The 26,006-nt window shown below is 45.9% G+C and carries 23 protein-coding genes; 19 read left to right on the top strand and 4 right to left on the bottom strand.

The features are described 5' to 3' along the window. Positions 1–447: 447 nt before the first annotated feature. Both AR334_RS11770 and AR334_RS30640 read right to left on the bottom strand, forming a co-directional pair. Positions 448–1,344 (bottom strand): nuclease-related domain-containing protein, encoded by an 897-nt coding sequence (locus AR334_RS11770; protein WP_253701288.1) that lies wholly within the window; start codon positions 1,342–1,344, stop codon positions 448–450. Beyond that, positions 1,310–1,444, bottom strand: a complete 135-nt coding sequence (locus AR334_RS30640; protein ID WP_301337164.1) for a hypothetical protein — start codon at positions 1,442–1,444, stop codon at positions 1,310–1,312. The genes AR334_RS11770 and AR334_RS30640 overlap by 35 nt, the downstream gene beginning before the upstream one ends. A gap of 159 nt (positions 1,445–1,603) precedes the next feature. On the opposite strand from AR334_RS30640, the gene AR334_RS11765 reads away from it, so the two are divergent. The 4 genes from AR334_RS11765 to AR334_RS11750 are packed head-to-tail and all read left to right on the top strand — an operon-like array spanning position 1,604 to position 4,741. Beyond that, on the top strand, positions 1,604–2,227 hold the full coding sequence (locus tag AR334_RS11765) for a TetR/AcrR family transcriptional regulator (protein WP_066310381.1): 624 nt from the start codon (positions 1,604–1,606) through the stop codon (positions 2,225–2,227). 14 nt (positions 2,228–2,241) lie between these two features. Next, positions 2,242–3,126, top strand: a complete 885-nt coding sequence (locus tag AR334_RS11760) for an ABC transporter ATP-binding protein (protein WP_066310379.1) — start codon at positions 2,242–2,244, stop codon at positions 3,124–3,126. A 6-nt stretch (positions 3,127–3,132) separates the two neighbouring features. Continuing rightward, positions 3,133–3,930 (top strand): ABC transporter permease subunit, encoded by a 798-nt coding sequence (locus AR334_RS11755; protein ID WP_066310377.1) that lies wholly within the window; start codon positions 3,133–3,135, stop codon positions 3,928–3,930. Between the two features lie 13 nt (positions 3,931–3,943). Beyond that, positions 3,944–4,741, top strand: a complete 798-nt coding sequence (locus AR334_RS11750) for an ABC transporter permease subunit (protein ID WP_066310375.1) — start codon at positions 3,944–3,946, stop codon at positions 4,739–4,741. Positions 4,742–4,770: 29 nt separating this feature from the next. Here the strand turns inward: AR334_RS11750 and AR334_RS11745 are convergent, their stop codons facing one another. Next, entirely contained in the window at positions 4,771–5,472 is a 702-nt protein-coding gene (locus AR334_RS11745) for a hypothetical protein (RefSeq protein WP_066310372.1), read from the bottom strand. A gap of 120 nt (positions 5,473–5,592) precedes the next feature. Here AR334_RS11745 and AR334_RS11740 point away from each other — a divergent pair, with 120 nt between their 5' ends. From AR334_RS11740 to AR334_RS11690, 11 genes are all read left to right on the top strand, one after another. Then, the gene (locus tag AR334_RS11740) at positions 5,593–6,342 is read left to right on the top strand and encodes a gluconate 2-dehydrogenase subunit 3 family protein (RefSeq protein WP_066310369.1); all 750 of its coding nucleotides are present in this window, start codon (positions 5,593–5,595) and stop codon (positions 6,340–6,342) included. Positions 6,343–6,396: 54 nt separating this feature from the next. Beyond that, positions 6,397–8,112 carry a GMC family oxidoreductase gene (locus tag AR334_RS11735; protein ID WP_066310366.1) on the top strand — a complete coding sequence of 572 codons (1,716 nt, stop codon included), beginning with the start codon at positions 6,397–6,399 and terminating at the stop codon, positions 8,110–8,112. Positions 8,113–8,190: 78 nt separating this feature from the next. Then, entirely contained in the window at positions 8,191–8,538 is a 348-nt protein-coding gene (locus tag AR334_RS11730; RefSeq protein ID WP_066310364.1) for an ASCH domain-containing protein, read from the top strand. Between the two features lie 314 nt (positions 8,539–8,852). Continuing rightward, positions 8,853–10,580: an ABC transporter ATP-binding protein gene (locus tag AR334_RS11725; RefSeq protein WP_066310362.1), complete on the top strand. Its 1,728-nt coding sequence runs from the start codon at positions 8,853–8,855 to the stop codon at positions 10,578–10,580. Position 10,581: 1 nt separating this feature from the next. After that, positions 10,582–12,426 carry an ABC transporter ATP-binding protein gene (locus AR334_RS11720; protein ID WP_066310360.1) on the top strand — a complete coding sequence of 615 codons (1,845 nt, stop codon included), beginning with the start codon at positions 10,582–10,584 and terminating at the stop codon, positions 12,424–12,426. 213 nt (positions 12,427–12,639) lie between these two features. Then, on the top strand, positions 12,640–13,794 hold the full coding sequence (locus AR334_RS11715) for an MFS transporter (protein ID WP_066310773.1): 1,155 nt from the start codon (positions 12,640–12,642) through the stop codon (positions 13,792–13,794). Between the two features lie 318 nt (positions 13,795–14,112). Further along, on the top strand, positions 14,113–15,288 hold the full coding sequence (locus tag AR334_RS11710; RefSeq protein WP_066310356.1) for an ABC transporter substrate-binding protein: 1,176 nt from the start codon (positions 14,113–14,115) through the stop codon (positions 15,286–15,288). Between the two features lie 79 nt (positions 15,289–15,367). Beyond that, the gene (locus tag AR334_RS11705) at positions 15,368–16,249 is read left to right on the top strand and encodes a branched-chain amino acid ABC transporter permease (protein ID WP_066310352.1); all 882 of its coding nucleotides are present in this window, start codon (positions 15,368–15,370) and stop codon (positions 16,247–16,249) included. Positions 16,250–16,261: 12 nt separating this feature from the next. Continuing rightward, complete coding sequence (locus tag AR334_RS11700) at positions 16,262–17,236, top strand: branched-chain amino acid ABC transporter permease (protein WP_066310348.1); 975 nt, start codon at positions 16,262–16,264, stop codon at positions 17,234–17,236. Continuing rightward, positions 17,211–17,990, top strand: a complete 780-nt coding sequence (locus tag AR334_RS11695) for an ABC transporter ATP-binding protein (RefSeq protein WP_066310345.1) — start codon at positions 17,211–17,213, stop codon at positions 17,988–17,990. Before AR334_RS11700 ends, AR334_RS11695 begins: the two co-directional genes overlap by 26 nt. 1 nt (position 17,991) lies before the next feature. Next, positions 17,992–18,702 (top strand): ABC transporter ATP-binding protein, encoded by a 711-nt coding sequence (locus AR334_RS11690; RefSeq protein ID WP_066310342.1) that lies wholly within the window; start codon positions 17,992–17,994, stop codon positions 18,700–18,702. A 104-nt stretch (positions 18,703–18,806) separates the two neighbouring features. Here AR334_RS11690 and AR334_RS11685 read toward each other — a convergent pair whose 3' ends face one another. Further along, positions 18,807–20,615 carry a TIGR04190 family B12-binding domain/radical SAM domain protein gene (locus AR334_RS11685; protein ID WP_066310339.1) on the bottom strand — a complete coding sequence of 603 codons (1,809 nt, stop codon included), beginning with the start codon at positions 20,613–20,615 and terminating at the stop codon, positions 18,807–18,809. A gap of 466 nt (positions 20,616–21,081) precedes the next feature. Here AR334_RS11685 and AR334_RS11680 point away from each other — a divergent pair, with 466 nt between their 5' ends. The 4 genes from AR334_RS11680 (at position 21,082) to ybaK (ending at position 25,972) form a co-directional block, all read left to right on the top strand. Beyond that, a complete protein-coding gene (locus AR334_RS11680) occupies positions 21,082–22,947 on the top strand; it encodes a GAF domain-containing sensor histidine kinase (protein ID WP_066310330.1) in 1,866 nt (621 codons plus the stop codon). Beyond that, positions 22,922–23,575 carry a response regulator transcription factor gene (locus AR334_RS11675; protein WP_066310327.1) on the top strand — a complete coding sequence of 218 codons (654 nt, stop codon included), beginning with the start codon at positions 22,922–22,924 and terminating at the stop codon, positions 23,573–23,575. Before AR334_RS11680 ends, AR334_RS11675 begins: the two co-directional genes overlap by 26 nt. Before the next feature lie 258 nt (positions 23,576–23,833). Next, a complete protein-coding gene (locus AR334_RS11670; RefSeq protein ID WP_066310324.1) occupies positions 23,834–25,240 on the top strand; it encodes a S8 family serine peptidase in 1,407 nt (468 codons plus the stop codon). 255 nt (positions 25,241–25,495) lie between these two features. Next, positions 25,496–25,972: a Cys-tRNA(Pro) deacylase gene (gene ybaK / locus AR334_RS11665; protein WP_066310322.1), complete on the top strand. Its 477-nt coding sequence runs from the start codon at positions 25,496–25,498 to the stop codon at positions 25,970–25,972. Positions 25,973–26,006 lie beyond the last annotated feature (34 nt).

The following is a 26,006-nucleotide window of genomic DNA, read 5'->3' as shown; positions in this document are numbered from 1 at the left end:
TTTATTCAGAATTATGTACATCCATATAATATCACTTTCGGGGGTCGGGTACACAATTTAAGGAAATGAGCTGCTCAACTTGCGTATAGGCGTCTCCAACTTGTATATGAGTCGCTCCAACTTGCGGATAAGGCGAATCAACTTGCAAAGTGTCAGCCAACTTGCGTATAGGCGTCTCCAACTTGTATATGAGTCGCTCCAACTTACGGATAAGGCGAATCAACTTGCGAAGCGTCAGTCAACTTGCGTATAAGCTGCTTCAACTTGCATATAAGCGTCTCCAACTTGTATATGAGTCGCTCCAACTTGCGGATAAGGCGAATCAACTTGCAAAGCGTCAGCCAACTTGTGTATAAGCCGCTTCAACTTGTATATGAGTCACTCCAATTTGCGGATAAGGCGAATCAATTTGCGAAGCGTCAGTCAACTTGCAAAAGAAATCCCAGTCTACTTATGAATGAGGTTATCCTTCTTAAAATGGCAGATATCCATTAAATACGTCCGATATCGAAACGCTCCTTTACTAGGGAAATTCATACTTTGCAGAATTCGATTAGCAAGGTAAATGTCATCCACTCCCAAAAACCACCGGCATTCCCGATTGGTAATCGTCCTTTTACATAGTAAGAACCACTCAAACAGTGTCCCTACGTGCGCCAAATGATCCACAGCCCCACACCACGGACAGCGCCAGGTCCGGGACTCCTTCACCATGCCGATCCGTCCGCAAGGCGCACACCTCACCCCTGGGCGAAAATCGCCAATCGGAATGCCATAGCTCTCTGAAATGGGATCTGGAATAAATGGATGATGGCTGTGAAGCAATTCGGTGGAAAGCCAATTGAAGGTGTCTATGTCCAACTTTTGCGCTGGTTGTGGAATACCTCGAAGGTAGGGAGGAATCAAGTTGGGGAATAAGAGCCTTGTTTTTGCTGGGGGCACTGCCACAATTTGCTTTGGGTAAGCCAACACTACCGCTCCGAAAATCGGCAGTTGAATGTTGCGCTGCTGAAACCATTCATGCAGTAAATCGCAATTTTTTTCCAATTGGACAATCGGGCTTTCAAAGCCGTCCTTACGCCCGTCCTCTCTAGTTCGAATCAGTTGTGGTGGATTTTCTTTAAACTCAAGGATGCCGCCAATATTTTTGACTTCTAACACATTGCCAAACCAGGGAGTTAACACAAAGTTGTCAGTTTGAAATTTTCCGTCAGCCGTGGGTGATAAATCGTGGAATACGTGATGCGGAAATGAAAATGAATTCCTGCGAAATACTTCAGCTACCCTTTCCTCACCGCCGATCCCGGCCTCAACGGAAGCCTGCTTTCCCGCCAATAATGGCACCATCGGATGCCCGGGTGATAACCTGCTCTGCGCGGCAATCAGTCCTTCTAACTTTAACGATCGATCTCTGTCTTTTATGATAATAACCGTTCACCTCCATTAAAACTTCTCCTGCACCCGCATCGTATCATACTGCCTCACCCCATACTATTACCAACAAAACATTTCATATTTTTGACAAATATATTAGTTGACCACCATGGTCAATTGGAATATACTGTAATTGACCATTGTGGTCAAGTGAAGGAGGTGCCACTATTTGTATACCAAATTTTTTAATGTGGAACCGGAGAAACAAGACAGAATCATTAATGCAGCGATAAAGGAATTTGCCCAGAAGGGATATGATAAAGCGTCGACAAATGAAATCGTGAAGGAAGCGGAGATTTCAAAGGGGCTGCTGTTTCATTATTTTAAAAATAAAAAGCAGCTGTTCTTGTTTTTGGTGGACTATTGCTATGAAACCATCGCCAAGGAATTTTATGAAAAATTCTCCTTGGATGAGGTTGATTTTTTCAACAGGATGCGGCAGTCAGTCATCATTAAAATGGAATTATCAGAAAGACATCCGGACATCTTTAAGTTTATCCAGGAAGCGTATATGGAAGATGCACCAGATATAAAAACAGAGATGGAAAAAAAGTTGCGCGAGCAGATTGGCATCAATATTGCCAAGGTTTATGAGGGTATTGATTATTCCAAGTTCAGAGACGATGTCGATCTGCAAAAAGTTCTAAAAATCATGACTTGGACATTTGAAAAAATGAGTGATGAAGAACTTAACAAAGCGAAACTGTCACCATCACATGAGATGGATTATCAAAAAATGTTCCACGAAGTCGAAGAGTACTTCGACATCTTAAAAAAGTGCTTTTACAAATAAAGGGGGCACAACAAATGAACGTAATTGAAATTAAAAACCTGACGAAAACCTACGGCAAGTCTAGAGGGATTTCCGATATCAGCTTTAACGTCGAGGAAGGCGAGATTTTTGGATTCATTGGGCCAAACGGCGCTGGTAAATCGACGACCATCCGCACGCTGCTGTCATTGATTTACCCGACGAGTGGCAGTGCGACGATTTTTGGCAAGGACTGCATCCAATTTGCCCCGGAAATAAAAAAGGAAATTGGCTATCTGCCATCTGAGGTGTTCTACTACGATAATATGAAAGTCAAGGACCTGCTGAAGTATTCGGCGAGTTTTTACAAAAAGGACTGTAGCAAGCGCATCAAGGAATTAGCGGAAATTATGGACCTCGATCTCAATAAAAAAATTGATGACCTTTCCTTGGGAAATAAAAAGAAGGTCGGGATTGTCCAGGGGCTGCTTCATGAGCCAAAACTCATCATTCTTGATGAACCGACAAGCGGCCTCGACCCGCTAATGCAGCAAAAGTTCTTTGAGCTGCTTGAAGAGGAGAACAAAAAGGGCGCGACCATCCTGTTTTCATCGCACATACTCAGCGAGGTGCAGCGGCTATGCAACCGCGTTGCCATCATTAAAGAAGGTAAAATTGTTACAGTTGAAAAGATTAGTACGTTAAAAGAAAACAATTATAAAAAGTTCAAAGTGGAGACGAAGGCGCCGCTCGCCAAGGATTATTTCAATCTAAACGGGGTCAACAACTTGGCTATGAAAGACAACACTACGAGCTTTTTGTTTAAAGGTGATATCAATACAATCATGAAGAAAGTCGCCGCAATTGATATCACTAACCTGTGGATTGAGGAACCGGACCTGGAAGAGATCTTTATGCATTATTATGAAAAGGAGGCCTAGGAAGCTATGAATATATTTTTGCATGAGCTCAAGGCCTATCGGAAATCAACAATCATCTGGACTGTTTCACTGATTGCGGTTTTTGCCCTGTTCATGTCGATGTTTCCGTCCTTCGCTAAGGATGCGGACGAATTCAAAAAGCTGCTCGAGGGTTATCCGCTGGCTTTAAGAAAAGCGCTTGGGGTCAACTTGGACACTTTATTTACGGTTCTTGGTTTCTATAGTTATGCCTTGACGTTTATCGTTTTGTGCGGGGCGATTCAGGCAATGAATCTCGGTACTGCGATTATCAGCAAAGAGGTGCGGGAAAAAACAGCCGACTTCCTGTTAACCAAGCCGGTCACAAGGACTCAGGTGATTACCGGCAAGCTCGCGGCGGCCTTCACGTCACTAGTAATCACTAATATTATTTACTTGGCGGCAGCTGTCATAATCGCAACCCGGGTTACGACCGATGACTTCAGCATAAAAGAATTTATCCTGCTGTCACTGACGATGTTTTTTGTGCAACTTATGTTCCTCGCAGTCGGAATTATCGTTTCCGTAATCGTTCCAAAGATTAAATCCGTGCTGACGGTGTCTCTAGGGACGGTGATTGCATTTTACTTTATCGGAGCGTTGGCAGCGACGACGGATGATGATGTGAAGCGGTATTTATCGCCATTTAAGTATTTCGACAATGACTATATTTTAAAGCATGCAAGCTATGAAGCGCCGTTTTTGATTGCCGGTGCGGTGATCATTATTTTGGCAGTGGCAGCCAGCTATATCCTCTACACCAAAAAGGATATTCACGCCGTTTAAGGGGGGCCGAATCATGAATATTTATGTAAAAGAACTGAGGTCGCACCGGAAATCGCTCATCTTCTGGTGTATTGGCGTCTTCCTGATGGTGGTGTCGGGGATGGCCAAGTATACCGGGTTATCCTCATCAGGCGAATCGCTAAATGACTTGTTTACCGATATGCCCAAATCCCTGCAGGTCATTATGGGAATTGGGACGTTTGACTTAAACAAAGCAAGCGGTTTTTACGGTTTGCTGTATATCTATTTATTATTGATGGCGACCATCCATGCGGCGATGCTTGGGGCTACGATTCTTGCCAAGGAAGAACGTGACAAGACCTCGGAGTTCTTATTCGTCAAGCCGGTATCGCGGACAAAAATCATTACTGCCAAGCTGCTGGCGGCATTCACGAATATTGTCATCTTTAACCTCGTGACCTGGATTTCGTCAATAGTGGTCGTTGGCAAATACGCCAAAGGAGAAGCAGTGAATGGGGACATTGCCATCACGATGATCGGCATGCTTTTCTTGCAGCTTTTGTTTATGGTCATCGGCAGTGCCATTTCTGCATTGAAAAAGCGGCCGAAAACGGCGGGCTCACTTGCGGCAGGGATCTTGCTGCTGACGTTTGTGTTATCGGTTGCCATCGATTTGAATGAAAGCATCGAATTCCTGAAATATATAACGCCGTTCAAATACTTTGAAGCGAAAAATATGATGTATGGCGGCGGGTTTGACAGTGGCTTTGTCGTATTAACCATTATTTTGTTTGCAGCCTTGACGGCGGTAACCTATGTTTTTTATAAAAAGCGAGACTTAAATGTTTAGAAAAAGGACCGGGTACTGAAGCCCGGTCCTTATTTCTCGTTTGCCATTTTAACTAGCGTAATAATATCGCTTGAAAGCTGGCCGTATGCAGGTGTGGGAGACTTAATGTTAGTTTTGATCCCTTCGATTAGCGACAAGGCTTTCGGATTTGTAATCGTCAAAATTTGAACCTGTCCGTTAAAGGCTTTGCTCATTACCTCTTTTGCGCGCTCCAAATTATCATCCGAATTCAGTTTGTTAGGATCTACCCCGTCTAAATCTCCTTTACCGGATTGGCCAGAGGTGTTTTTTAATACCTTGTTTTGTAATTCATCGTAACGGGTCGAGGTTACTTCTTGTTGTGCTCTTGCCAAAATAATGGTGTCATCAATCACAAAAACCTTTATTCCCGGTATCCCTTCTCCGGAAAGTCTTGATTCCAAATGAGAGGAAATGCCTCCGTCATGGAGACTCGAGCTGCCAATCAAGCTATAGACATTTGTTCCGACGCCGCTTGTCGTCTGATTCTGTCCATTGGTTGTTTTTTTCTTTGCACGGTCGATACTGGGAATAACATTTACACTGTGCTTATTCCCATAATGATCACCATTGCCCTTTTTATTGATGGACTGATTATGATAGTCAAGGTCCTCTGCCGATCCTTCCAGATGTTGCTGACTTGAACATGCTGATAACAAAAGTATGAAGCCTAAAAAGGGTGCACCGCAGAACTTCCACGTCTTATTGAACATAAAGATTATTCCTCCTTTTTTGTCCTATTTTTCCCGATTTTATTTTTTGTATGAATGGTTTATTTTGGGAACATAATAAGATGGAAAAAAATGTCGAAATAATTTTGGAGGTAGTGCAGCATGTCCGAAGAGCATAAAGAATCACCAGAATCTATTTCAAGAAGGAAATTTATCCGAAATACGGGTTTCACTGTTGGGGGTCTTGCGGTTGGGGGAATCTTGGGCAGTCTTCTTACTAGACAAGACAAAGATTCTAACAACGGCAAAAAGGATACACACGCAGAGGCGGGAAATTTTAACGAAGCATTGATGTATTTTACGCCTGAGCAATTTAGGGTTACGGAAGCCATCACAGAGCGGATTTTCCCGGAGGATGACCTCGGGCCAGGGGCAAAGGGACTTGGCGTCGCTTATTATATTGACCATCAGTTAGCTGGGGATTGGGGCTTTAATGCCAGGGAATATATGCAGGCGCCCTTTTTCATGGGGGAGAAGGTTCAAGGCTATCAAGGGCGCTTAAAGCGCAGAAATATTTTCGATATTGGCTTAAGAGAAATTCAGAATCACAGTATGGCTGTTTATAAGAAAAACTTCACTGACCTAAAAGGGGAAGAACAGGATGCGATCTTGAAGGATTTTGAGCAAGACAAAATACAGTTAACGACCATTTCCCCAAGCGGGTTTTTCCAAATGCTCAGAAGCGCCACGCTCGAAGGTGCATATAGCGATCCACTCTATGGGGGAAATAGAAATATGGATGGATGGAAGATGAGGAAGTACCCAGGCAGCCAAATGGCTTACACAAACATTATTGAAAAGGACTTTCAGGAAGTAAAGCCGCAAAGCTTAAAATCACATATGAATCATTAAAATGTCTGCAAAGCAACTAAGTGCAGTTTAATCATCAGAAAGCAGGTGGAGGCCATGGCAAGAAAATTGCCGAAAGTAGACGTTGTGATCATTGGAGTCGGTTGGGCAGGAGGAATTATCGCCTCCGAATTAACTAAAAAGGGACTCAAAGTGGTTGGGTTGGAAAAGGGGAAAGAGCGCAAAACAGAAGATTACTTTATGGTTCACGATGAATTGCGCTATGCCCTGAGGTATGAGATGATGCAGGACTTGTCAAAGGAAACCATTACATTTCGCAGCAATGAAAAAATCCGTGCCCTGCCAATGAGACAATATGGGTCCTTTCTCATTGGTGATGGCTTGGGCGGTTCCGGTGTTCACTGGAATGGCCAAACCTTTCGATTCCTTCCATATGACTTTCAAATCCGCAGTCAAACGATTGAAAAATATGGGCCAAATAAAATCCCGGCTGACATGACCATCCAAGATTGGGGAATCACCTACGATGAACTTGAGCCATATTATGATACGTTTGAAAAAATGGCGGGGATTTCAGGTGAGGAAAACCCTTTGGCAGGAAAACGGTCAAGCAAATACCCCACCCCGGCATTAAAGAAAACCAAAGCGATGGAGTTGTTTACCGATGCGGCTAAACGGTTAAAGCTTCATCCTTATGTACAGCCGGCCGCTAATTTATCAGAATCCTATACGAATCCTGACGGTATTTCTAGAGCCGCATGCCAATACTGTGGTTATTGTGAACGATTTGGCTGTGAATACGGGGCCAAGGGCGATCCTGTGGTGACGGTGATTCCTGTTGCCCTCAAGACGGGTAACTTTGAGATTCGAACCCATTCCAATGTCAGGAGAATTTTAAAAACAGGGGATAAGGCCTCTGGCGTCATTTATATTGATGAGACAACAGGAGAAGAAATTGAACAGCCGGCGGATATTGTGGTCCTTACCGGATTTGTGTTCAGCAATGTCAAGCTGTTGTTGCTATCAAATATCGGCACCCCTTATGACCCGAATACCGGCAAGGGGTCGGTTGGCAAAAATTATGCTTACCAGGTCCGTAAAGGGAATGCCGTAGGCTTTTATGATAAGAAAAAGTTTAATAATTTTGCTGGTGCAGGTGCCCTTGGGATGATTTTAGATGATTATAATGGCGATAATTTTGACCATGCTGACCTTGATTTTATCCATGGCGGGATGATTATCTTAGGACAGACAGGACAAAGGCCGATTCAAAATAATACAGTGCCAAAAGGAACGCCATCATGGGGGCCAGAATTTAAAAAGACGTCCTTAAAATATGCCAACAGCGTCTTAACCGTCGGCGGGGAAGGGTCATCGATGGCCTTCCGCCATCACTTTTTGGACTTAGACCCTGTCTACAAGGATGAGTATGGTGATCCATTAGTCCGGATTACCTATGATTTTGAAGATCAGGACCGGAATATGGCGAAATTTCTGGCTAGTAAATGTGCGGACATCCTAAAAGAAATGGGTGCTGATCATGTTGATTATATGCAGGAATTAGGGCCTTATGATGTGGCCTCCTATCAATCGACTCACAATACAGGCGGGGTTATTATGGGAAGTGATCCATCGACATCTGCTGTGAATAGCTACCTGCAAATGTGGGAGATGGATAACCTATTTGTTGTCGGGGCCTCGGCCTTTCCGCAAAATGCCGGTTATAATCCGACTGGGACGGTTGGAGCATTAGCTTACCGTGCAGCCGAAGGCATTTTGAAATATCGTGATGCCGGCGGCCAAGTTGTTTAAAGAAAGGTTTCAGGATTGGATTTAATCATATCAATAGTGGTAATATGGGAAAATAAACCGGGTAAGGAGGAGAAATAAATGACGACACAAAATGAATCTAATACATTGCCGCCAAAAACATGCTCGATTGAGCGGATGGTCACATTGGAAGAGGATGTGAAAAAAGTGCTGGCAGGTGAAAAAACAGCGACACGCCGCAATGGCCGCTATGCGGATCCAGGTGAAGTGATGGAGCTTGAAGGCCGCAAGTTCGTGGTTGAAAAAGTGTATTCGCAAAGCTTGGGCGAGCTGACAGACGATAATGCCCGACGTGAGGGCTTCGAAACCGTCGAAGACTATAAGCAATCCATTCTTTCGATTCATCCAGGAATGCCGTGGCTGCCGCAAATGCGCGTCTGGGTCCACGAATTCCGTGAAGCAGAATAATAATGGTCGGTCCGTTCAAGCCTGAGCGGACCGTTTTTTCGTTTTTGTACAAGATGAGTAGAGCCTTCAATACTGCAATAAACCATCGAATTATTTCAGAGTGCCATCCTTGCCAATAAAGGAGGTGTGAGCAGAGCTGGGACATACTCAATTCAAAGTGAATAAAGTTTTATTAAAGCTAAATTTGATAATAGTTATTCGCTTTTGCGGCGCTCCGCCCCTTTACCACTAAGTAAAAAAGTATTCAATTCAAAAAAACGAAATTATAATAGGGATATCCAATTTGTCAGGCAGTTTGAAGTGGAGGCATCCTTATGGGGTTTTTAGCAAAATACATAAAAACATATTGGAAGTCGTTTAGCATAGCGGTTCTTTTTCTGACCATCGAAGCCATTTGCGACCTGCTCCAGCCGACGGTGATGGCAATCATCATTGATGAAGGGGTGGCCAACAGGGATATGAATTATGTGCTGAAAATGGGCGGGGTGATGCTGTTGATTACCGCCATTGGCGCGGGGGCAGCATCGACCCGGAGCATCATGGCCAGTATCGTATCGCAAAACTTCGGCACCGAGCTCCGGTCTGATTTGTTTAAAAAAATCCAATCCTTAGCGTTTCGCAATCTTGATAAGTTTGACCGCGCGTCGTTAGTTACAAGAATGACCAACGATGTCACCCAGGTGCAAATATTTGTGAACGGGCTGATGCGTATTTTCGTCAAGGCACCACTGCTGGCGATTGGTGGGCTGATCATGGCGACGCGCCTCAATCTTCACCTCGCGGTTGTCCTCGCGGTCGTGGTTCCGATTGTTGCCGTCCTAATCGTATATAATTTGAAGCTTGGATTTCCGAAATTCACCAAGGTGCAACAGGCGTTGGACCGGGTGAACAGGGTCATGCGCGAGTATCTGTCAGGAGTGCGGGTTGTTAAGGCGTTCAACCGCTTCGATGTTGAAATAGCCAAATTTTCAATCGAAAACGAGCACTTTAAAGAGGAGTCGGTTGGAGCCAACCGGCTGATGGCGGTGTTTAGTCCGGCGATTATGCTGACAGTTAATCTTGGGATTGTGGTCGTGCTATGGCTCGGCGGACTTGGGGTCAATAACGGCACGATTCAAGTCGGTCACGTGATCGCCTTTATCAACTACATGACGCAAATACTGTTTTCGCTGATGATGATTTCCATGGTGTTTACGATGTTTGTCAGGGCCAAAGCCTCGGCTGGCCGGATTGGCGAGGTATTTGCCGAAGAAAACCAACTGGCGTGGAAAGATGACGTGAAAAGCCATCCAGTAGAAAAAGGCCGCATTGACTTTGAACATGTTTGGTTTTCTTATGATACGGCTGGCGGGGAGCCGGTCTTAAAAGATATTAATCTATGTATTCTTCCCGGCGAAACTGTCGGGGTGATCGGTTCAACCGGCTCAGGGAAAACCACCCTTGTCGGGCTCATCCCCCGCTTTTATGATGTCACCGGCGGAACAATTAAGGTCGACGGTGAAGATGTAAAGCATGTGAATCCAAAACGACTCCGTGACAAAATCGCGTTTGTGCCGCAGCGTAATGTTCTGTTCACAGGCACAGTGGCTGAGAATATCCGCTGGGGCAAAGAAGATGCCACCCAGCAGGAAATCGAAGCAGCAGCGGCGATGGCCTGCGCTGATGAGTTTATCGATGCCTCCCCTGAAGGTTATCAAACGAGGATTGGCCAGGGCGGGGTCAATTTCTCCGGGGGTCAAAAGCAGCGGCTGTCGATTGCCCGGGCCTTGGTGAAACAGCCGGAAATCTTAATCCTCGATGACAGTACGAGCGCTGTCGATGTCGCTACTGAGGCAAAAATGAAGGCGGCATTAAAGAAATATGCGAACGGACTTACCACCATCATCATTGCCCAGAGGATTTCATCGATCATCGATGCCGATAAAATTGTCGTCCTCGATCGGGGCGAAATCGCCGGGAGTGGCACCCATGGGGAATTGATCACCGACTGTCGGGTTTATCAGGAAATCTACAGGTCGCAAATGGGACAGGAGGCGCTTTAGAATGACAAAAGCAAATGAGCAACGAACCACCACCCCTCCCGGTCCGCCGCCGTTGCGCCCGGGCGGTGCCCACCACCGGGGTCCGGTCGTTAAGCCTAGGAACTTTAAAGCAACCTTAAAGCGGCTGTGGGAGTATTTCGGCCGTGAGCGAAAGATGCTGACGCTCATCTTTTTGTTTATTTTAATAGATTCCGTGATTGTGTTAATGAACCCGTATTTAATCGGTAAAGCGGTTGATGCGATGAGCCTTAAGCCTGGCAAAGTCGATTTTAACTTCCTTGAGATCATGATTATCATTCTGGCGGCAGCCTATCTCGCCGATGCTGTCCTCAACTTTTTGCAGGGTTGGTTGATGGCTGGTGTTGCACAAAGAATTGTGAAAGGCTTGAGAGATTCATTGTTCAAAAAACTGCAGAAGCTGCCTGTCTCGTTTTTTGATTCGCGGACACATGGGGAACTGATGAGCCGTTTGTCGAATGATGTTGACAATGTCAGCAATTCCATCTCGCAGTCGACAACGCAGTTAATGTCGGGTGTGATTGTCATTGCCGGGTCCCTGGTGATGATGATCATCTTAAGTCCGATCTTAACGCTGGCCAGCATGATAACCGTTCCGCTCGTGTTTTTACTGACCCGGACAATTGCTAAACGGACGAGTGTATTATTTAAAAATCAGCAAATGCAATTAGGTAAAATAAATGGGCATATTGAAGAGACGATATCTGGTATCGAGGTTGTTAAAGCCTTTAACCATGAGGACAAAGTAATTGAGGAATTTGAAGAGGTCAATACAAAGCTGCGTGAGGTCTGCCTTAAGGCGCAAATTTGGTCGGGATTCTTGATGCCAATCATGAACGTCATAAATAACCTTGGCTTTACGGTAGTAGCGATCGTCGGCGGATTGCTTGCAGTGAAGGGCCATATCACCGTCGGGGCGATCGCCAGCTTTATTACCTACTCACGGCAATTTGTCCGGCCGTTGAATGATCTCGCCAATATCTTCAACATTCTCCAGTCGGGTGTCGCGGGCGCCGAGAGGGTGTTTGACATTATTGATGAACAAGAGGAGCCGGTGGATGTTCCTCATGCGGTGCAGCTTACAAATCCAAGAGGCCATGTCGTGTTTGACAATGTCAGCTTTGGCTACCGCGACGATGTGCCAATTTTAAAAAATGTCAGCATTGAGGCACCGATTGGCACGAGCATTGCGTTAGTGGGGCCGACCGGTGCCGGGAAAACGACGATCGTCAATCTGCTGACAAGGTTCTACGATGTCACCAATGGTAGAATCCTCTTGGACGGCCGCGATATCCGTGATTATACACGGGACAGTTTGCGCCGTTGCTTCGGATTTGTCCTCCAGGATACGTATTTGTTTTCCGGGACAATCAAAGAAAACATCAAGTACGGAAAGCCGGATGCGACAGATGAAGAAGTGAAGGCTGCGGCGGTGATGGCCGGTGCCGATTTGTTTATTAAACGGCTACCAAAGCAATATGAGACAGTTCTTGCAGAAAATGGTGGAAACTTAAGCCAGGGGGAACGCCAGCTGCTGGCAATTGCCCGGGTGATGCTGGCAAAGCCTTCACTGCTCATTTTGGATGAAGCGACTAGCAGCATTGATACAAGAACGGAGCTTCATATTCAAAAGGCGCTGCTTTCCCTGATGAGGGATCGGACCAGTTTTATCATTGCCCATCGCCTGAATACAATTCGTGATGCTGATTGCATTATGGTTATTGATCATGGTGAAATTATTGAAACTGGGAGCCATGAAGAGTTGATGGCGAAGAAAGCCAGGTACTATGAGATGTTTTCCAGTCAATTTAAGAATGCTGGTGCTTAGGCCGCATTCTTTTTTATGGTGACACATGTAAAGACACCTGTTAGAATACTAGTTGGCACTATTTTTTCATTAAAATAGGGAATAATGTGAATATGTTTTTTAAAAGGGGTGTCTTTTATGGACAACGCAAAGGGAGTTGCAGCCGGGGGCATTTTTGGCGCCGGTGCCGGCCGTAAGTCGTTTTCGCAACGTAAACTGCTGGGGATTGCGGGGATGGGCTGGATGTTCGATGCAATGGATGTCGGCATGCTGTCGTTCATCATTGCAGCGCTACAGAAGGAATGGAGTTTAACTCCGGGACAGATGGGTTGGATTGGCAGTATCAATTCCATCGGTATGGCCGTCGGTGCGTTTGTTTTCGGGTTAATGGCTGATAAAATCGGCCGCAAGCATGTATTTATCATTACTTTATTATTATTTTCTGTGGGCAGCGGGGCCTCTGCCTTTGCCACCGGCTTGACCGTATTTTTAATTTTAAGGTTTTTGGTCGGGATGGGTCTCGGCGGCGAGCTTCCGGTTGCCTCTACACTTGTTTCGGAAATCGTTCCGGCTGAAAAGCGCGGCAGGACGGTGGTTTTACTGGAAAGCTTTTGGGCGGGTGGCTGGTTGATTGCCGCGGTTATTTCGTACTTCATCATCCCTAGGTACGGCTGGCAAATTGCCTTGCTGATTAGCGCTGCACCTGCTCTTTATGCTTTGTATTTACGGGTCGGGCTGCCGGATTCTCCGAAATTTTCGGCAATCAAAGACAAAGAAAAGGTCTCTGTAGTTAAGAACCTTGCCAGCCTATGGTCCAAAGAGTATGGCCGCCAGACAGCGACGCTTTGGATTGTCTGGTTCTGCGTTGTCTTTTCTTATTATGGGATGTTCTTATGGCTGCCGAGCGTGATGGTCATGAAAGGCTTTAGTCTGATTAAAAGCTTTGAATATGTGCTGATTATGACATTGGCGCAGCTGCCAGGCTACTTTACGGCCGCCTGGTTTATTGAAAAATTTGGCCGCAAGTTTGTCCTGGTGGTCTACCTCATCGGTACGGCCGTCAGTGCCTACTTCTTTGGCACCGCAGAGTCGACTGCGCTGCTCATGACCTCGGGCATCCTGTTATCGTTCTTCAATCTCGGTGCCTGGGGCGGGCTTTATGCGTATACACCCGAGCAGTACCCAACCCTCATCCGCGGTACCGGCTCCGGAATGGCCGCTGCTGTTGGACGGGTTGGTGGTGTGCTGGGGCCACTGTTGGTCGGTTATCTTGTGGCCCAGAAAGCGGACGTTTCCACCATCTTTACCATCTTCTGCATTGCGGTGCTAATTGGGGCGTTGACCGTGTTTTTTTTGGGAAAAGAAACGAAACGACAAGAATTGGCATAATAATTTTTGGCAAGGGATCCCTGTTTTGGGGGTTCCTTTTTTTGTACAGCGGGGAAATCATTCATATTTAGACAAAATAATTGCCGGGCAGTTTATATTGAAAAACAAAAGTAAATTCTTATTCACGTTAAAGGGATAACATATTAAAGTAAGTGAAAAGAGTAAAATTTGTTATTTTCTAAATTATTTTAAAATAACACAGTTAAATACTAGACGAACTCAAAATTATTATGTACAATGTTTTCAGAATATTATCCCTTTTGGGAACAGTTGGACAAATGATTTGGGAAATTTTTTAAAAAAACGGGGGGTAAGGCAATGAGAAAGAAAAAATTGGCTGGAATTTTTGCGTCGTTCATGGTAGCGGCAACTGTGTTAGCTGCATGCGGATCATCAGAGACTGGCGGCGACGGGGAAAAGGGCGGCGAGATTCTAATCGGTTCAAACCTTGAATTGTCAGGCGGCGTGGCGTCCTACGGTTCATCGATCAAACAGGGCATCGATTTGGCTCTCGAGGAAATCAACAAAGATGGTATTGACGGCAAGAAGTTAAAGCTGGTTTCGTTCGATAACAAGTCGGAAGCGCCGGAAGCGATTAACGGTGCGACTAAATTAATCAGCCAAGATAAGGTTGTTGCGATTATCGGTGCTGCAACGAGCGGTAACACAAAAGCACAAATTGAAATTGCCCAAAGCAATGGGGTTCCGTTGATTACGCCAACCGGTACGGCTGCTGACGTAACCGTGAAGGACGGCAAATTGAATGATTTCGTATTCCGTACCTGCTTCATTGACCCATTCCAAGGTACAGTAGCAGCGAACTTTGCCGCGAAGGAATTAAAGGTTAAAACGGCTGCCATTTTCATTGACAGCTCCAGTGACTATTCAAAGGGCTTGGCCGATTCCTTCAAAAAGCAATTTGCTAAAGAAGGCGGAAAGATTATTTCTGAAGAAGCGTATGTGGCAAAGGACACTGACTTTAACGCCCAATTAACAAATATTAAAGGGAAAAACCCAGATTTCGTCTTCATTCCAGGATATTACGAAGAAGTTGGTCTAATTGTGAAGCAGGCTCGTGCATTGGGCCTAAATGTCCCAATGATGGGCGCTGACGGCTGGGATTCTCCGACGCTGGTTGACCTTGCTGGCAAGGACGCTTTGAACAATACGTTCATCACCAACCATTATTCTTCAGGGGATTCTGACAAAAATGTTCAAAAATTTGTTGAAGCATTCAAGAAAAAATACGATGGCAAGTCACCTGACGCGTTCAACGCTTTAGGTTATGATACGGCGTATTTCCTTGCTGATGCGATTAAGCGTGCTGGCGGCGGCGATTCCAAGAAAATCCAAAAGGCGCTGGCTGAAACAGACGGTCTTGAGCTAATTACCGGTCAAATGAAGCTTGATAAAGATCACAACCCAATCAAATCTGCGGTTATCCTTGAGTACAAGAACGGCGAGCAGAAGTTTAATACGAAAGTAAATCCATAAAAATATAATAAAATTTGAATAGGGAGAGCGCGGGTTCTCCCTTTTCGTTTTTAAAGTCGTTTTAAGGAGTGTTTCGGACATGGAGCAAATCATACAGCAGCTAGTAAACGGCGTGTCCCTGGGCAGTATTTATGCGCTGATTGCCCTTGGTTACACAATGGTATACGGCATTGTCAAACTCATTAACTTCGCCCATGGGGACGTTTTCATGGTCGGCGCATTTATCGGTTTTTATTCTATTACTATTCTTGATTTGGGGCTTTTCCCAAGCTTGCTATTGGCGATGACAGCCTGTGCCGTTTTCGGGGTATTAATTGAAAGGATCGCCTACAAGCCACTAAGAAACGCTACAAGGATTGCTGCCCTTATAACGGCGATTGGCGTTTCGTTATTTATCGAGTATGGCACAATTTATATCCGCGGCGCCCAGCCTGAAGCGTATCCGAACAATATTGTTCAACTGAAGAGCGTTGAGTTGTTTGGCGTTAAAATCAGCGGCCAATCAATGTTGATCCTTGGGGTATCCATTGTGCTGATGATCCTGCTGCAGTTTATCGTTCACAAAACGAAGATCGGCAAAGCGATGCGTGCAGTATCGCATGATATGGATGCCGCTAGATTGATGGGAATTAACGTCAATAACACGATTTCAGCCACATTTGCAATTGGGTCGGCACTTGCCGGAGCAGCCGGAGTTATTTTTGGTATGTATTATACAAAAATTGACCCGTTAATGGGGATTATTCCAGGTCTTAAAGCATTCGTTGCCGCGGTATTGGGCGGTATCGGGATTATCCCGGGAGCGATGGTCGGCGGATTGGTATTGGGCGTCATTGAGGCACTTGTCAGCGCGGCTGGCTTCTCGTTATGGCGCGATGGTGTTGCCTTTGTTGTTTTGATTTTAATTTTAATTTTCCGCCCGGCAGGACTATTTGGCAAAAATATCAGGGAAAAGGTGTAGGAGGTGGCGGCGATGAAACATGCGAAACAAGCAAAGTTTTTTTGGACATCCATCGTATTGGCCATTGTGTTTGCAGTTGTTGTCCAGTTTTTAATTAACGGGGCAGTCTTGAACTCCTTCTATACCAATACATTGTTTTCTATTGGGATTAACATTATTTTGGCTGTCAGCCTGCACTTGATTATCGGGATAACCGGGCAGTTTTCGATTGGACATGCTGGCTTCCTAGCGGTCGGGGCGTATATGTCGGCAATTGTCACGATGAAATTGGGTATGCCTTTTGCCGTGGCGATTCTGGCAGCCGGTGTTGCCGCAGCGATTGCCGGTGTGATTATCGGGATCCCGACGTTGCGACTCAGGGGTGACTATCTTGCCATTGCCACATTAGGGTTTGGGGAGATTATGCGGATTGTCTTCTTAAATGTTGATTATGTTAACGGCGCGAGCGGGATGACTGTCTCCCACTTGATTACCTGGCCATGGTTGTTTGCCTGCGTGCTGATCACGATCATTGTCATTGCCAACTTCACCAATTCAACGCATGGACGAGCCTGTATTTCGATTCGGGAAAATGAAATTGCGGCAGACGCCATGGGAATCAATACCACCTATTACAAAGTAATGGCGTTTATAATCGGCGCGTTTTTTGCCGGGGTAGGCGGAGCTTTGCACGCTCATAATTTCTATATCATCCAACCGACCAACTTTGGGTTTTTGAAGTCATTTGATATTTTAATTCTCGTTGTGCTTGGCGGTCTGGGCAGTATGTCCGGTTCAATTATCGCTGCCATTCTGTTAACGATCATCTCCACCTTCTTGTCGAATTATCCGGAGGTTCGGATGGTCATTTACAGTCTTGTGCTCGTGGCCATGATGCTGTTCCGTCCGCAGGGATTGATGGGAACAAAGGAAATTACCGCATTCTTAAAAATAGGAAAGGCCGCTAAAGGAGGGAACCAAGATGTCGACAAACACACCGTTGCTTAAAGTTGACAATGCTGGCATCCGATTTGGCGGATTAAAGGCTGTTTCCGAAGTCAATCTGGAACTCTTGGAAGGCGAACTGGTCGGATTAATCGGGCCGAACGGCGCCGGCAAAACCACCTTTTTCAACCTGTTAACCGGAGTTTATGTTCCGACGGAAGGAAGCATTTCGCTGGACGGCGATAAATTAAATGGGCTTCCCCCTTATAGAATTACTAAAAAAGGCATCAGCCGGACGTTCCAAAATATTCGCCTGTTCAGTGATTTATCGGTTTTGGATAATGTAAAGGTGGCCTATCATTCATTGGCCAAGCATTCAATTTTTAGCTCGATTCTCCGGCTTCCTTCCCACTTCTCGGGAGAAAAGGAAATGGAGGAAAAGGCGATTGAGTTTTTAAAAATCTTCAAGCTCGACAATGTGCTGCATGAGCAGGCAAAAAATCTGCCGTACGGCCAGCAGCGCCGCCTCGAAATTGCCCGGGCACTGGCGGCAAACCCAAGACTATTACTGCTAGATGAACCGGCGGCTGGGATGAACCCGCAGGAGACGGATGAGTTGATGAATCTGATTGCCCTGATCAGGGAAAAATTCTCGTTAACGATTCTATTAATCGAGCATGATATGAACCTTGTAATGGGTGTTTGCGAACGGATCTACGTGCTTGACCACGGTCAATTGATAGCCCAGGGCACACCGGAAGAAATCAGAAATAATCCTAAAGTCATCGAAGCGTATCTCGGCGAGGAGGTCTCTTAATATGCTGAAAATCAATGATATCAATGTCTATTACGGAAATATTCATGCATTGAAGGGGGTTACCCTCAACATCAATCCGGGCGAGATTGTCACCTTGATTGGAGCCAATGGCGCCGGGAAAAGCACGCTGCTAAAAACGATTTCGGGTCTGTTAAGACCGAAAACTGGGGAAATATTATTTGAAAATGAGCATGTGGCCGGAAAAGTGCCGCAGTTAATTGTAAAACGGGGTATCTCACATGTTCCGGAAGGCCGCCGTGTATTTGCTAATATGTCGGTCGAAGAGAACTTGGAACTGGGTGCCTATTTGCGCAAGGATAAACAGGGCATCCGCGAGGACTTTGAAAAAGTGTATGGGTTGTTTCCAAGGCTGCACGAACGCCGCAAGCAGCTGTCGGGGACGCTTTCCGGCGGGGAACAGCAAATGCTCGCCATGGGTCGCGCGTTGATGGCCCGCCCGAGATTGCTACTGTTGGATGAGCCGTCGATGGGTCTGGCGCCGCTGCTCGTCAAAACAATCTTCCGAATCATTGAAGAAATCAACAACCAGACCGGCACGACAATCCTGCTGGTCGAGCAGAACGCCAATATGGCGTTATCTATTGCCAACCGTGCCTATGTCATTGAGACAGGGAAAATAGTCGCTGCCGGCACTTCCGCAGAGCTTGGGCAAAGCGACCAAATTAGAAAGGCCTACCTGGGTGGGCATTAAAAGAGAAAAGCGGAAGCGCCTAGGCGCTGGAGCTAGACAAAAAGGTATCGGAATTTCTCCGATACCTTTTCCTTTCGGAACCAAGCGGCCAAAAAACTTGCTTATTACATTTTCGCCTTTTGCCGCTCCGGTTCGAGCTTAAACTGATAGCGCAGCTTTGGACTCAAGGCATGTTTTACTTTGTTTTTGTACTCGACATACAGTTGCTCTAAGCCAACCATGGCGAGGGAGAAGAAGTTGGCATAGTTCTTCTGGACTTCCCATTTCAGCTCGTTCTTGCCGCAGATGCTGTATTTATTCAGCTCTTCAATTTCCTTTTGCAGGTTGGCCAGTGGTACAGCCTGCTCCGACTCCGGCAGCGCCAGAATGTGGTCGATTTTTTCAATATAGGCCTGCGATTTTTCGATCTTGGCTTTAATCTCCTCATAGCCTTTTTGGTCGATGAGGCCGTATTTTAATTTAAAATCATTTAATTTATAGGCTGACTCGTAGGTGGCATTGACGATATCATCTCGGGTTAAGTGCTTGGTCTCAAAGCTGAGCATATGCTTCCATGAAGGCTGGGTAATCGCCTTCCGGTGGTCCTCGAGCGTATGGCAGAATTTCTTGTAGCCATGGATTTCGGGATGCTCAAATGCCGGGCTTGCAGGGTCCAGGAACGGGGCAAGCGGTGCGACAAAGTAGAAAATCCTTTGGTCTTTGTTGCAGGCAAGATGAATCGTTTCACAGAAATCAATGTTCTCGATGCAACTTGCATATGTCTGATCCGGGATCCCGACCATGAAGAACAGGTCAATTTTCTTGCAGCTATGCTTAAGGGCGAATTTCAAAGTGTCGATGACCTTTTCGTTCGTACAGCTGAATTTTCCGTTATAGCGCCTGATTTTTTCGTCATGCGTTTCCAGGGTAATCTCGATGCTATAATTCGGTACACTTTCTTCAATTTTTCTAAAATAGTCTTCATCGGCATACTGGAACAGTTCAAACACCATTTCATTTTTCAAATTCAGTTGCTTAAGTCTGCTGAAAAATTCATCGACATATTCCCGTCCGCCCTGGCGCAGGTCATGCAAGATGAAAATCGGCGCTCGACTGAACCGTGAAATAAATTGAATGTCCTCAACCAGCTTTTTCGGCGACCTTAGGGCCAGTGAATTGCGGTTGCAGTTTTGGTCATAAGCCTCACGCGATCCGCCGCAAATCAAGCAGTTTTGCGTACAGCCGCGGGCGGTCAACAGCGCCGTGTTCGGGTATTGCAGCCAGCCGTTGTATGGTAGCGGATCAAGGAAGTTGCGGTACTTGAACACGGAACGGACCGTATAACGGTAGCCAGGGACATCGATATCATCCAAATCCTTCGGCACGTAGGTAATCGGGTTATAGCCGATTTCGCTGCCCTTTTTCCAGGTCAGGTTTGGAATATCGGCATAGTGGGTATTTCCCGTTTCCAGCTTGTTCATCAATAGGAGCATCAGCTTTTCCGTGGAGTCGCCGCGCAAGACAAAGTCGATAAATGGATATTGGATTAATTCTTTATGATAATAGGTGGACGATAAGCCCCCAAAGACAATCGGTGTTTCCGGATGCAGGGATTTGACGATTTTAGCCAGCTCAATGCTTCCGTGAGCGTGCGGCAGCCAATGCAGGTCGATCCCGAACGCCCGGGTTTTGATTTTTCGCAGCTTTTTTTCGACATCAAAGTTGTCGCTCATCAACATCCGGTTGGCAATGTTTATAATTTTCACCCGCAGCCCATATTGTTCCAAATAGTCGGCAATGCTAGTTAGGCCGATTGGATACATCTCGAATACCGGTGATGATGGCACAACATCGCTAATCGGGCCGGCAAGCAGGGAGTTTTTTCGGAAATCGTATACGCTGGGAGCATGGAGCAGGACTAAATCGTATTTCATTTGGACCACCTCTTGTCAAAAAATTAGTCTATTCGAAAGGATTTTAATTTGTGATGAATTTCACATAAACCCTGTTATTAAAGTTAATAAGTTATTTGTTAATCTTCTGTTAATTTAAGTTTACTATAATTATGGTTTAATAGAGTGACAATAGAGTGACAGATTTTGGGTGATTTTGTGGCAATTTTTATGTTAGTACTAAGGTAGTATGGCAAGAATAATGCTTTTGCCAAATAGAATGAATGGCACGGATTATGACATAATATTTTATACGAACCGTCCCCGGTTTGGAGAATCCAGTTCGGTCAGTGTGTTTCATTAGACCGGTCTGGGTTTTTATTTTGATTAAATTAGCCAGTGGCTTGTTAGATGAGATATCTCCCGATTGTTTTCATCGGTTAAATCATTTAAACTTTAGTTAACTGAAAATTTTGTAATCCGTAACAAAATAGAAGGGGTCGTCGCCATGAATGATTCTGGATTTTTGAAAAAACGAGAGCAGCTGTCACGACAGTTTTTGCTGCTGATAACATTGATTGGCGGGTGGATTTTCCTTCAATTCGGACTGACTCAATTATCGATCCCCCATGATGCGATGATTTTTGCGCTACTGGTATTATTCTTATTTATTGTCGAGTATTTTCCTTTGCCTGTTTGGAATGGAACAGTAACCATTTCGTTTTCCCTTGTTTACGCCATCTATGTCATCGACGGACTTGCCAATACGCTCGTTTTTTACGGAATCATTGTCGCAGCGGTGAACATTATTGAACGCCGCCCTTTGAGGATTATTCTGTTTAACCCTGGGATGCACATTGTCAGCTTTTATTTAGCTCATTTATTTAGCCAGATGGTATATCCGGTGCTGCCGCTCGAGGACGTATCCAAAGTCTTGCAGGGTCTGATACAAGTAAGTATGGTGATTATTCCGTTTTATGCATTGAATAACCTAATTATTGACCTGGTGCTGTGGATCCGTCCGCAGGTTTATCCCCTTAAGGTCTGGAAGCGAAAGACAGTTCAAGAGATCAACAGTTTTTTGATTTCTGCTGTTTATCTTTTGCTTTTTTATGTATTGGGCAGTCAAAATCGCGGGCAAATTGACGTAGTTTCATTTTTCTTCTTTTTCTCGCCATTGGTATGCTTTGCGCTGTTAAGCTCGATTATTGCGAACTTAAAACGGGAAAAGGCAAAACAAAAGGCGCTGTTCAGCATTTCTTCCGAATTGAATAAAAAGATTGCGGCCACCGACTGGCTCACTTTTTTGGCTAATAATCTCCAGGAATTTATTGATGTCGATGCCTGGACCCTCTGGAAAAAGAAAAAGACCGGCTGGGAGTTGAGCTTTGCCGAGGGCCCGGTGATAGAAAAACCGGAGTTATCATACGATATTGCTTCCGCGTTTGACTCCATCACCAGGGTCACTGTCTATGAATATGCCAAAAAAGATGCAGGCCCTGCAGGCAGTTTTTTTACAGAAGAGGTCGGGTCTTTGTTATATGCGCCGCTCATCATTGAAAGCGAGCTGGTCGGCATGTTTGTATTCGGCCGGGTCCGGACGAGAAGCTTCAGCGAAGAGGACCATCGCTCCGCTGCGACGCTGGCTAATCAGTTGGCGGTATTGATTAAGACGCGCCTGCTGTTTGCCGAACAGGAGAAACGGCTGATTTTGGAGGAGCGAAACCGGATTGCCCGTGATATCCATGACGGGGTTGCCCAGTCGCTAGCCGGTGCGATTATGAATTTGGAAACGGCGCAGCGGAAATTTACCAAGGCTCCCGACGATTCATTCCGCTTGATGGTCGAGAGTACCGAGAAGCTAAGAAAAAGCCTGAAAGAGGTCCGGGAATCCATTTATGCATTAAGGCCGTATCCGACTGAGCGCGTCGGACTGCTGGCTGCGATTACGGCAAAGATTAATATGCTCCGGCGGGAACACCGGCTCGAGATTTCTCTGGAGACACGGGGGCCCGAGTTTCAATTAAGCTCGATGGTGGAAAAAATTATTTTTGATATTTGTCAGGAAAGCGTGCAAAATGCAATTAAACACGCAGAGGCATCAAGAATTGACATTTTGTTAAGCTTTCAGAAAGAGAATGTCTTGTTAAAGGTGAAGGATGATGGCCGCGGCTTTTCGCTGTTTCAGGCGATGATTAAAGCGCGGGAGCATCCGCATTTTGGGATTCTGCACATGAATGAAGCGGCAGAAAAGATTCAGGCCATGCTTCAGGTCGACAGCCGCGAGGGGTCCGGAACGGAGATTACGTTAACAGTTCCACGAATGGGGATTGAAGGGGGAGAGCTACATGATCAAGCTTATGCTAGTCGATGATCACGCTGTATTAAGGGACGGGTTAAAAAATATTTTGGATATGGAATCGGATATTGAAGTGATCGCCGAGGCGGTCAACGGCAATGACGCGATTGCCAAGGTCAAGGATGCAATGCCAGATGTGATTTTGATGGATATCAATATCCCCGAGAAAAATGGGATTGAAGCCACCAGCGTGATTAAGAAGCTTTACCCGTCTATTAAAATATTAATTTTGACGATGTTTGATCACGACGAGTATTTTATGTCGGCGATTCGCGAAGGGGCCGATGGGTATTTGCTGAAGGATGCGCCGTCCCAGCATGTCGTCGATGCGATCCGCTCCGTGGCCAATGGCCAATCGGTGATTCACCCGTCGATGACAAAGAAGTTCCTGGGCTTTACGCAGCCCAAGGCGGAAGCGGTTGAAGAAGAAAAACTGGTCGATTCGCTGCTGACTGAGCGGGAAAAAGAAGTCCTGCTTTGCCTGGTCCAAGGCATGAACAACAAAGAAATCGCCGGAACCCTATTCATCAGCGACAAAACCGTCAAAATCCACGTCAGCAACATCTTCAAAAAGCTTGGCGTCAAAAGCCGATCTCAGGTAGTCATCTACGCCGTGCAGAACCAGTTGGTGCCGTTGAGCTAGGGTGGTGTCAGGCACCACAAAAAGACAATTTCGCCGTTTTGTCCACGTGGGGTGGACAACGCTCTTTTGCAGGGAAAAACCAGGTGCTTTGTGCCTGGTTTTAATTTTTAGTTGGTTGGCTGGTTCTGGAGGGTAAAACCTCGGTAGGATGAAAAGTTAGTACCAGTTTTGCAGGGATTTACTACCTTTGGTGAATGGTGTTCTCTTTGGAATTTTCGGACAATGATAGATATACCGATTCTGAAGGGGGTTTTGGAGATGAGAAAGTGGTTATCCGGATTTCTTATTTTCGCTCTATTTTTATCGCTGGTACTGCCAAATCTATCAAAGGCCAAGGCGGAGGTGGTTTCTGCTGCTGTGCTGGATTTGGACCTAGCGAAAGTATTAAAAACAGCAATTCAGCCTATACAGGTAGTCGTAACCTTTGAAGGTGACGGACCGCCTACAAAGGCGAATTTGACTTTATTGGAAAAGCTGGGGATTACCAAAGCCATTTCAATGAAGGCATTACCAATCGCCGGGATGCTGGCTTCCAAAGATCAGATTAATAAGCTTGCAGCGACACCGGGTGTTAAGTCAATCTATTTAAATAAACGGCTAAAGTATTATAATGCCGATGCAACGGCGATGACCGGTGTTGATCAAGCCCGGGCCGATGCCGCGATGACTGAGGCGAATGGCGGGTTGCCGTTAACCGGTAAAGGGGTAGGTATAGTCATCAATGACAGCGGGGTTGACGGGACGCATGGCGACCTGAAGTTCGGCAGCCACTTGGTGCAGAATGTGCTGGCAAGCGTGAATTTAAGCAGTTTAACTAGTGGCCTTGTGCCAATCAACTATATTGAAAGTGTCCCTAATACCGATACCAACTCAGGTCATGGTACCCATGTGGCCGGAATTATTGGCGGAACAGGTGTGATGTCAGGTGGAAAATATGAAGGTGCTGCCCCTGGGGCTAGCCTAATCGGCTATGGTTCCGGTGCGGCCCTCCTAGTGCTTGACGGAATCGGCGGCATTGATTATGCCATTGCCAATAAAGAAAGGTACAATATTCGTGTCATTAACAATTCTTGGGGTTCTTCGGGCGAATTTGACCCGAACGACCCTATTAATCTGGCAAGTAAGGCCGCTTATGATAACGGGATTACCGTCCTGTTCGCCGCCGGCAATGAAGGGCCGGGGGAAAACACCCATAATCCATATGCCAAGGCCCCATGGGTCATTTCGGTAGCCGCCGGTGACAAGGAAGGCAAGCTGGCTGACTTCTCTTCCCGCGGTATGAAAGGTGTTGGCGGTACGTTTGAAATGGACGGCCAAACTTGGATATGGAAGGATGAGCCATCCATCACGGCTCCGGGGGTCGATATCATCTCTACCCGTGTGCTGGGGCCGGTGGCGTTGCTGGGCCTGCCGACAGATATTAGTTTGGTTGAACCGCAGTATCTACCATTTTATACTACGATGAGCGGTACTTCGATGGCCACGCCGCACGTCGCGGGGATTGTCGCTCTTATGCTCGAAGCCGATCCGACGCTGACCCCTGACCAAATCAAACAGGTGCTCCAGGATACCGCCACCGGCATGCTAGGCTATGAATCATGGGAAGTCGGGGCTGGTTATGTGAATGCCTATGATGCTTTGCATAAGGTGCTGTTTGATTTTTAAAAAAGTGTTCCCCCATAAGGGTGTACGGTGCGTAATGGTGCTGTACACCCTTTTTTTGAAGGGAAATTGCAGATGTAAATAAAAGTGGAAAAGTTGTAGATAAATTTTAAAAGATGTAAATAAGTTCTTATAAGTTGTAAATAAATCTGAAAAGATGTAAATAAAGCTGCAATACTTGTATATAGATCAGCTACCAGCTTAGAAATACCCCCTTTTTTTGATAAAATATATAAAAAAACCAGAAGGATGATCGCCATGGCCCATGCCAAAACGAATGCAATGCGAATTCTTGACACACAAAAGATCGACTATGAGGTTCTGACCTATGACAATAAGGATGGAAAAATCGATGGGGTGACGGTTGCGGGAAAAGTCGGCAAAGACCCGAAGGAAGTCTACAAAACACTCGTCACTCAGGGTGCCAGCAAAACCCTATATGTGTTCGTCGTTCCCGTCCTTGAGGAGTTAAATTTGAAAAAAGCGGCTAAAGCGGCCGGGGAAAAAAACATCGAGATGCTGCCGATGAAGGACATTCAAAAATGGACCGGCTACATTCGCGGCGGCTGCTCGCCGATCGGCATGAAAAAGCAATACAAGACCTTTCTCGACGAAAGCTGCAACAAGCTTGATTCCATGGTCGTCAGCGCTGGTAAAATCGGCATGCAAATCGTGCTAAAACCAGCCCAATTGCAAGAGGTAACCGGCGCGGTATTCGTTGACGTGATTAAATAAGCCCTGCCGATAACCCCAATCAAATAAGATTTTT

Origin of the sequence: Bacillus sp. FJAT-29814 (assembly GCF_001510715.1) — a bacterium.
Taxonomy (GTDB): Bacteria; Bacillota; Bacilli; order Bacillales; family Cytobacillaceae; genus Neobacillus.
The sequence above is the reverse complement of the archived record's forward strand: the minus strand, read 5'-3'. Positions and strand labels throughout refer to the sequence as shown.

What these genes read in the sequence shown, in the direction of transcription:
- ybaK (WP_066310322.1), top strand. Translation starts at nt 25,496, where the DNA reads ATGGCCCATGCCAAAACGAATGCAATGCGAATTCTTGACACACAAAAG.
- AR334_RS11715 (WP_066310773.1), top strand. Translation starts at nt 12,640, where the DNA reads ATGGGCTGGATGTTCGATGCAATGGATGTCGGCATGCTGTCGTTCATC.
- AR334_RS11690 (WP_066310342.1), top strand. Translation starts at nt 17,992, where the DNA reads ATGCTGAAAATCAATGATATCAATGTCTATTACGGAAATATTCATGCA.
- AR334_RS30640 (WP_301337164.1), bottom strand. Translation starts at nt 1,444, where the DNA reads ATGGAGGTGAACGGTTATTATCATAAAAGACAGAGATCGATCGTTAAA.
- AR334_RS11685 (WP_066310339.1), bottom strand. Translation starts at nt 20,615, where the DNA reads ATGAAATACGATTTAGTCCTGCTCCATGCTCCCAGCGTATACGATTTC.
- AR334_RS11725 (WP_066310362.1), top strand. Translation starts at nt 8,853, where the DNA reads ATGGGGTTTTTAGCAAAATACATAAAAACATATTGGAAGTCGTTTAGC.
- AR334_RS11745 (WP_066310372.1), bottom strand. Translation starts at nt 5,472, where the DNA reads ATGTTCAATAAGACGTGGAAGTTCTGCGGTGCACCCTTTTTAGGCTTC.
- AR334_RS11735 (WP_066310366.1), top strand. Translation starts at nt 6,397, where the DNA reads ATGGCAAGAAAATTGCCGAAAGTAGACGTTGTGATCATTGGAGTCGGT.
- AR334_RS11705 (WP_066310352.1), top strand. Translation starts at nt 15,368, where the DNA reads ATGGAGCAAATCATACAGCAGCTAGTAAACGGCGTGTCCCTGGGCAGT.
- AR334_RS11720 (WP_066310360.1), top strand. Translation starts at nt 10,582, where the DNA reads ATGACAAAAGCAAATGAGCAACGAACCACCACCCCTCCCGGTCCGCCG.
- AR334_RS11710 (WP_066310356.1), top strand. Translation starts at nt 14,113, where the DNA reads ATGAGAAAGAAAAAATTGGCTGGAATTTTTGCGTCGTTCATGGTAGCG.
- AR334_RS11675 (WP_066310327.1), top strand. Translation starts at nt 22,922, where the DNA reads ATGATCAAGCTTATGCTAGTCGATGATCACGCTGTATTAAGGGACGGG.
- AR334_RS11730 (WP_066310364.1), top strand. Translation starts at nt 8,191, where the DNA reads ATGACGACACAAAATGAATCTAATACATTGCCGCCAAAAACATGCTCG.
- AR334_RS11740 (WP_066310369.1), top strand. Translation starts at nt 5,593, where the DNA reads ATGTCCGAAGAGCATAAAGAATCACCAGAATCTATTTCAAGAAGGAAA.
- AR334_RS11680 (WP_066310330.1), top strand. Translation starts at nt 21,082, where the DNA reads ATGAATGATTCTGGATTTTTGAAAAAACGAGAGCAGCTGTCACGACAG.
- AR334_RS11700 (WP_066310348.1), top strand. Translation starts at nt 16,262, where the DNA reads ATGAAACATGCGAAACAAGCAAAGTTTTTTTGGACATCCATCGTATTG.
- AR334_RS11695 (WP_066310345.1), top strand. Translation starts at nt 17,211, where the DNA reads ATGTCGACAAACACACCGTTGCTTAAAGTTGACAATGCTGGCATCCGA.
- AR334_RS11750 (WP_066310375.1), top strand. Translation starts at nt 3,944, where the DNA reads ATGAATATTTATGTAAAAGAACTGAGGTCGCACCGGAAATCGCTCATC.
- AR334_RS11755 (WP_066310377.1), top strand. Translation starts at nt 3,133, where the DNA reads ATGAATATATTTTTGCATGAGCTCAAGGCCTATCGGAAATCAACAATC.
- AR334_RS11670 (WP_066310324.1), top strand. Translation starts at nt 23,834, where the DNA reads ATGAGAAAGTGGTTATCCGGATTTCTTATTTTCGCTCTATTTTTATCG.
- AR334_RS11760 (WP_066310379.1), top strand. Translation starts at nt 2,242, where the DNA reads ATGAACGTAATTGAAATTAAAAACCTGACGAAAACCTACGGCAAGTCT.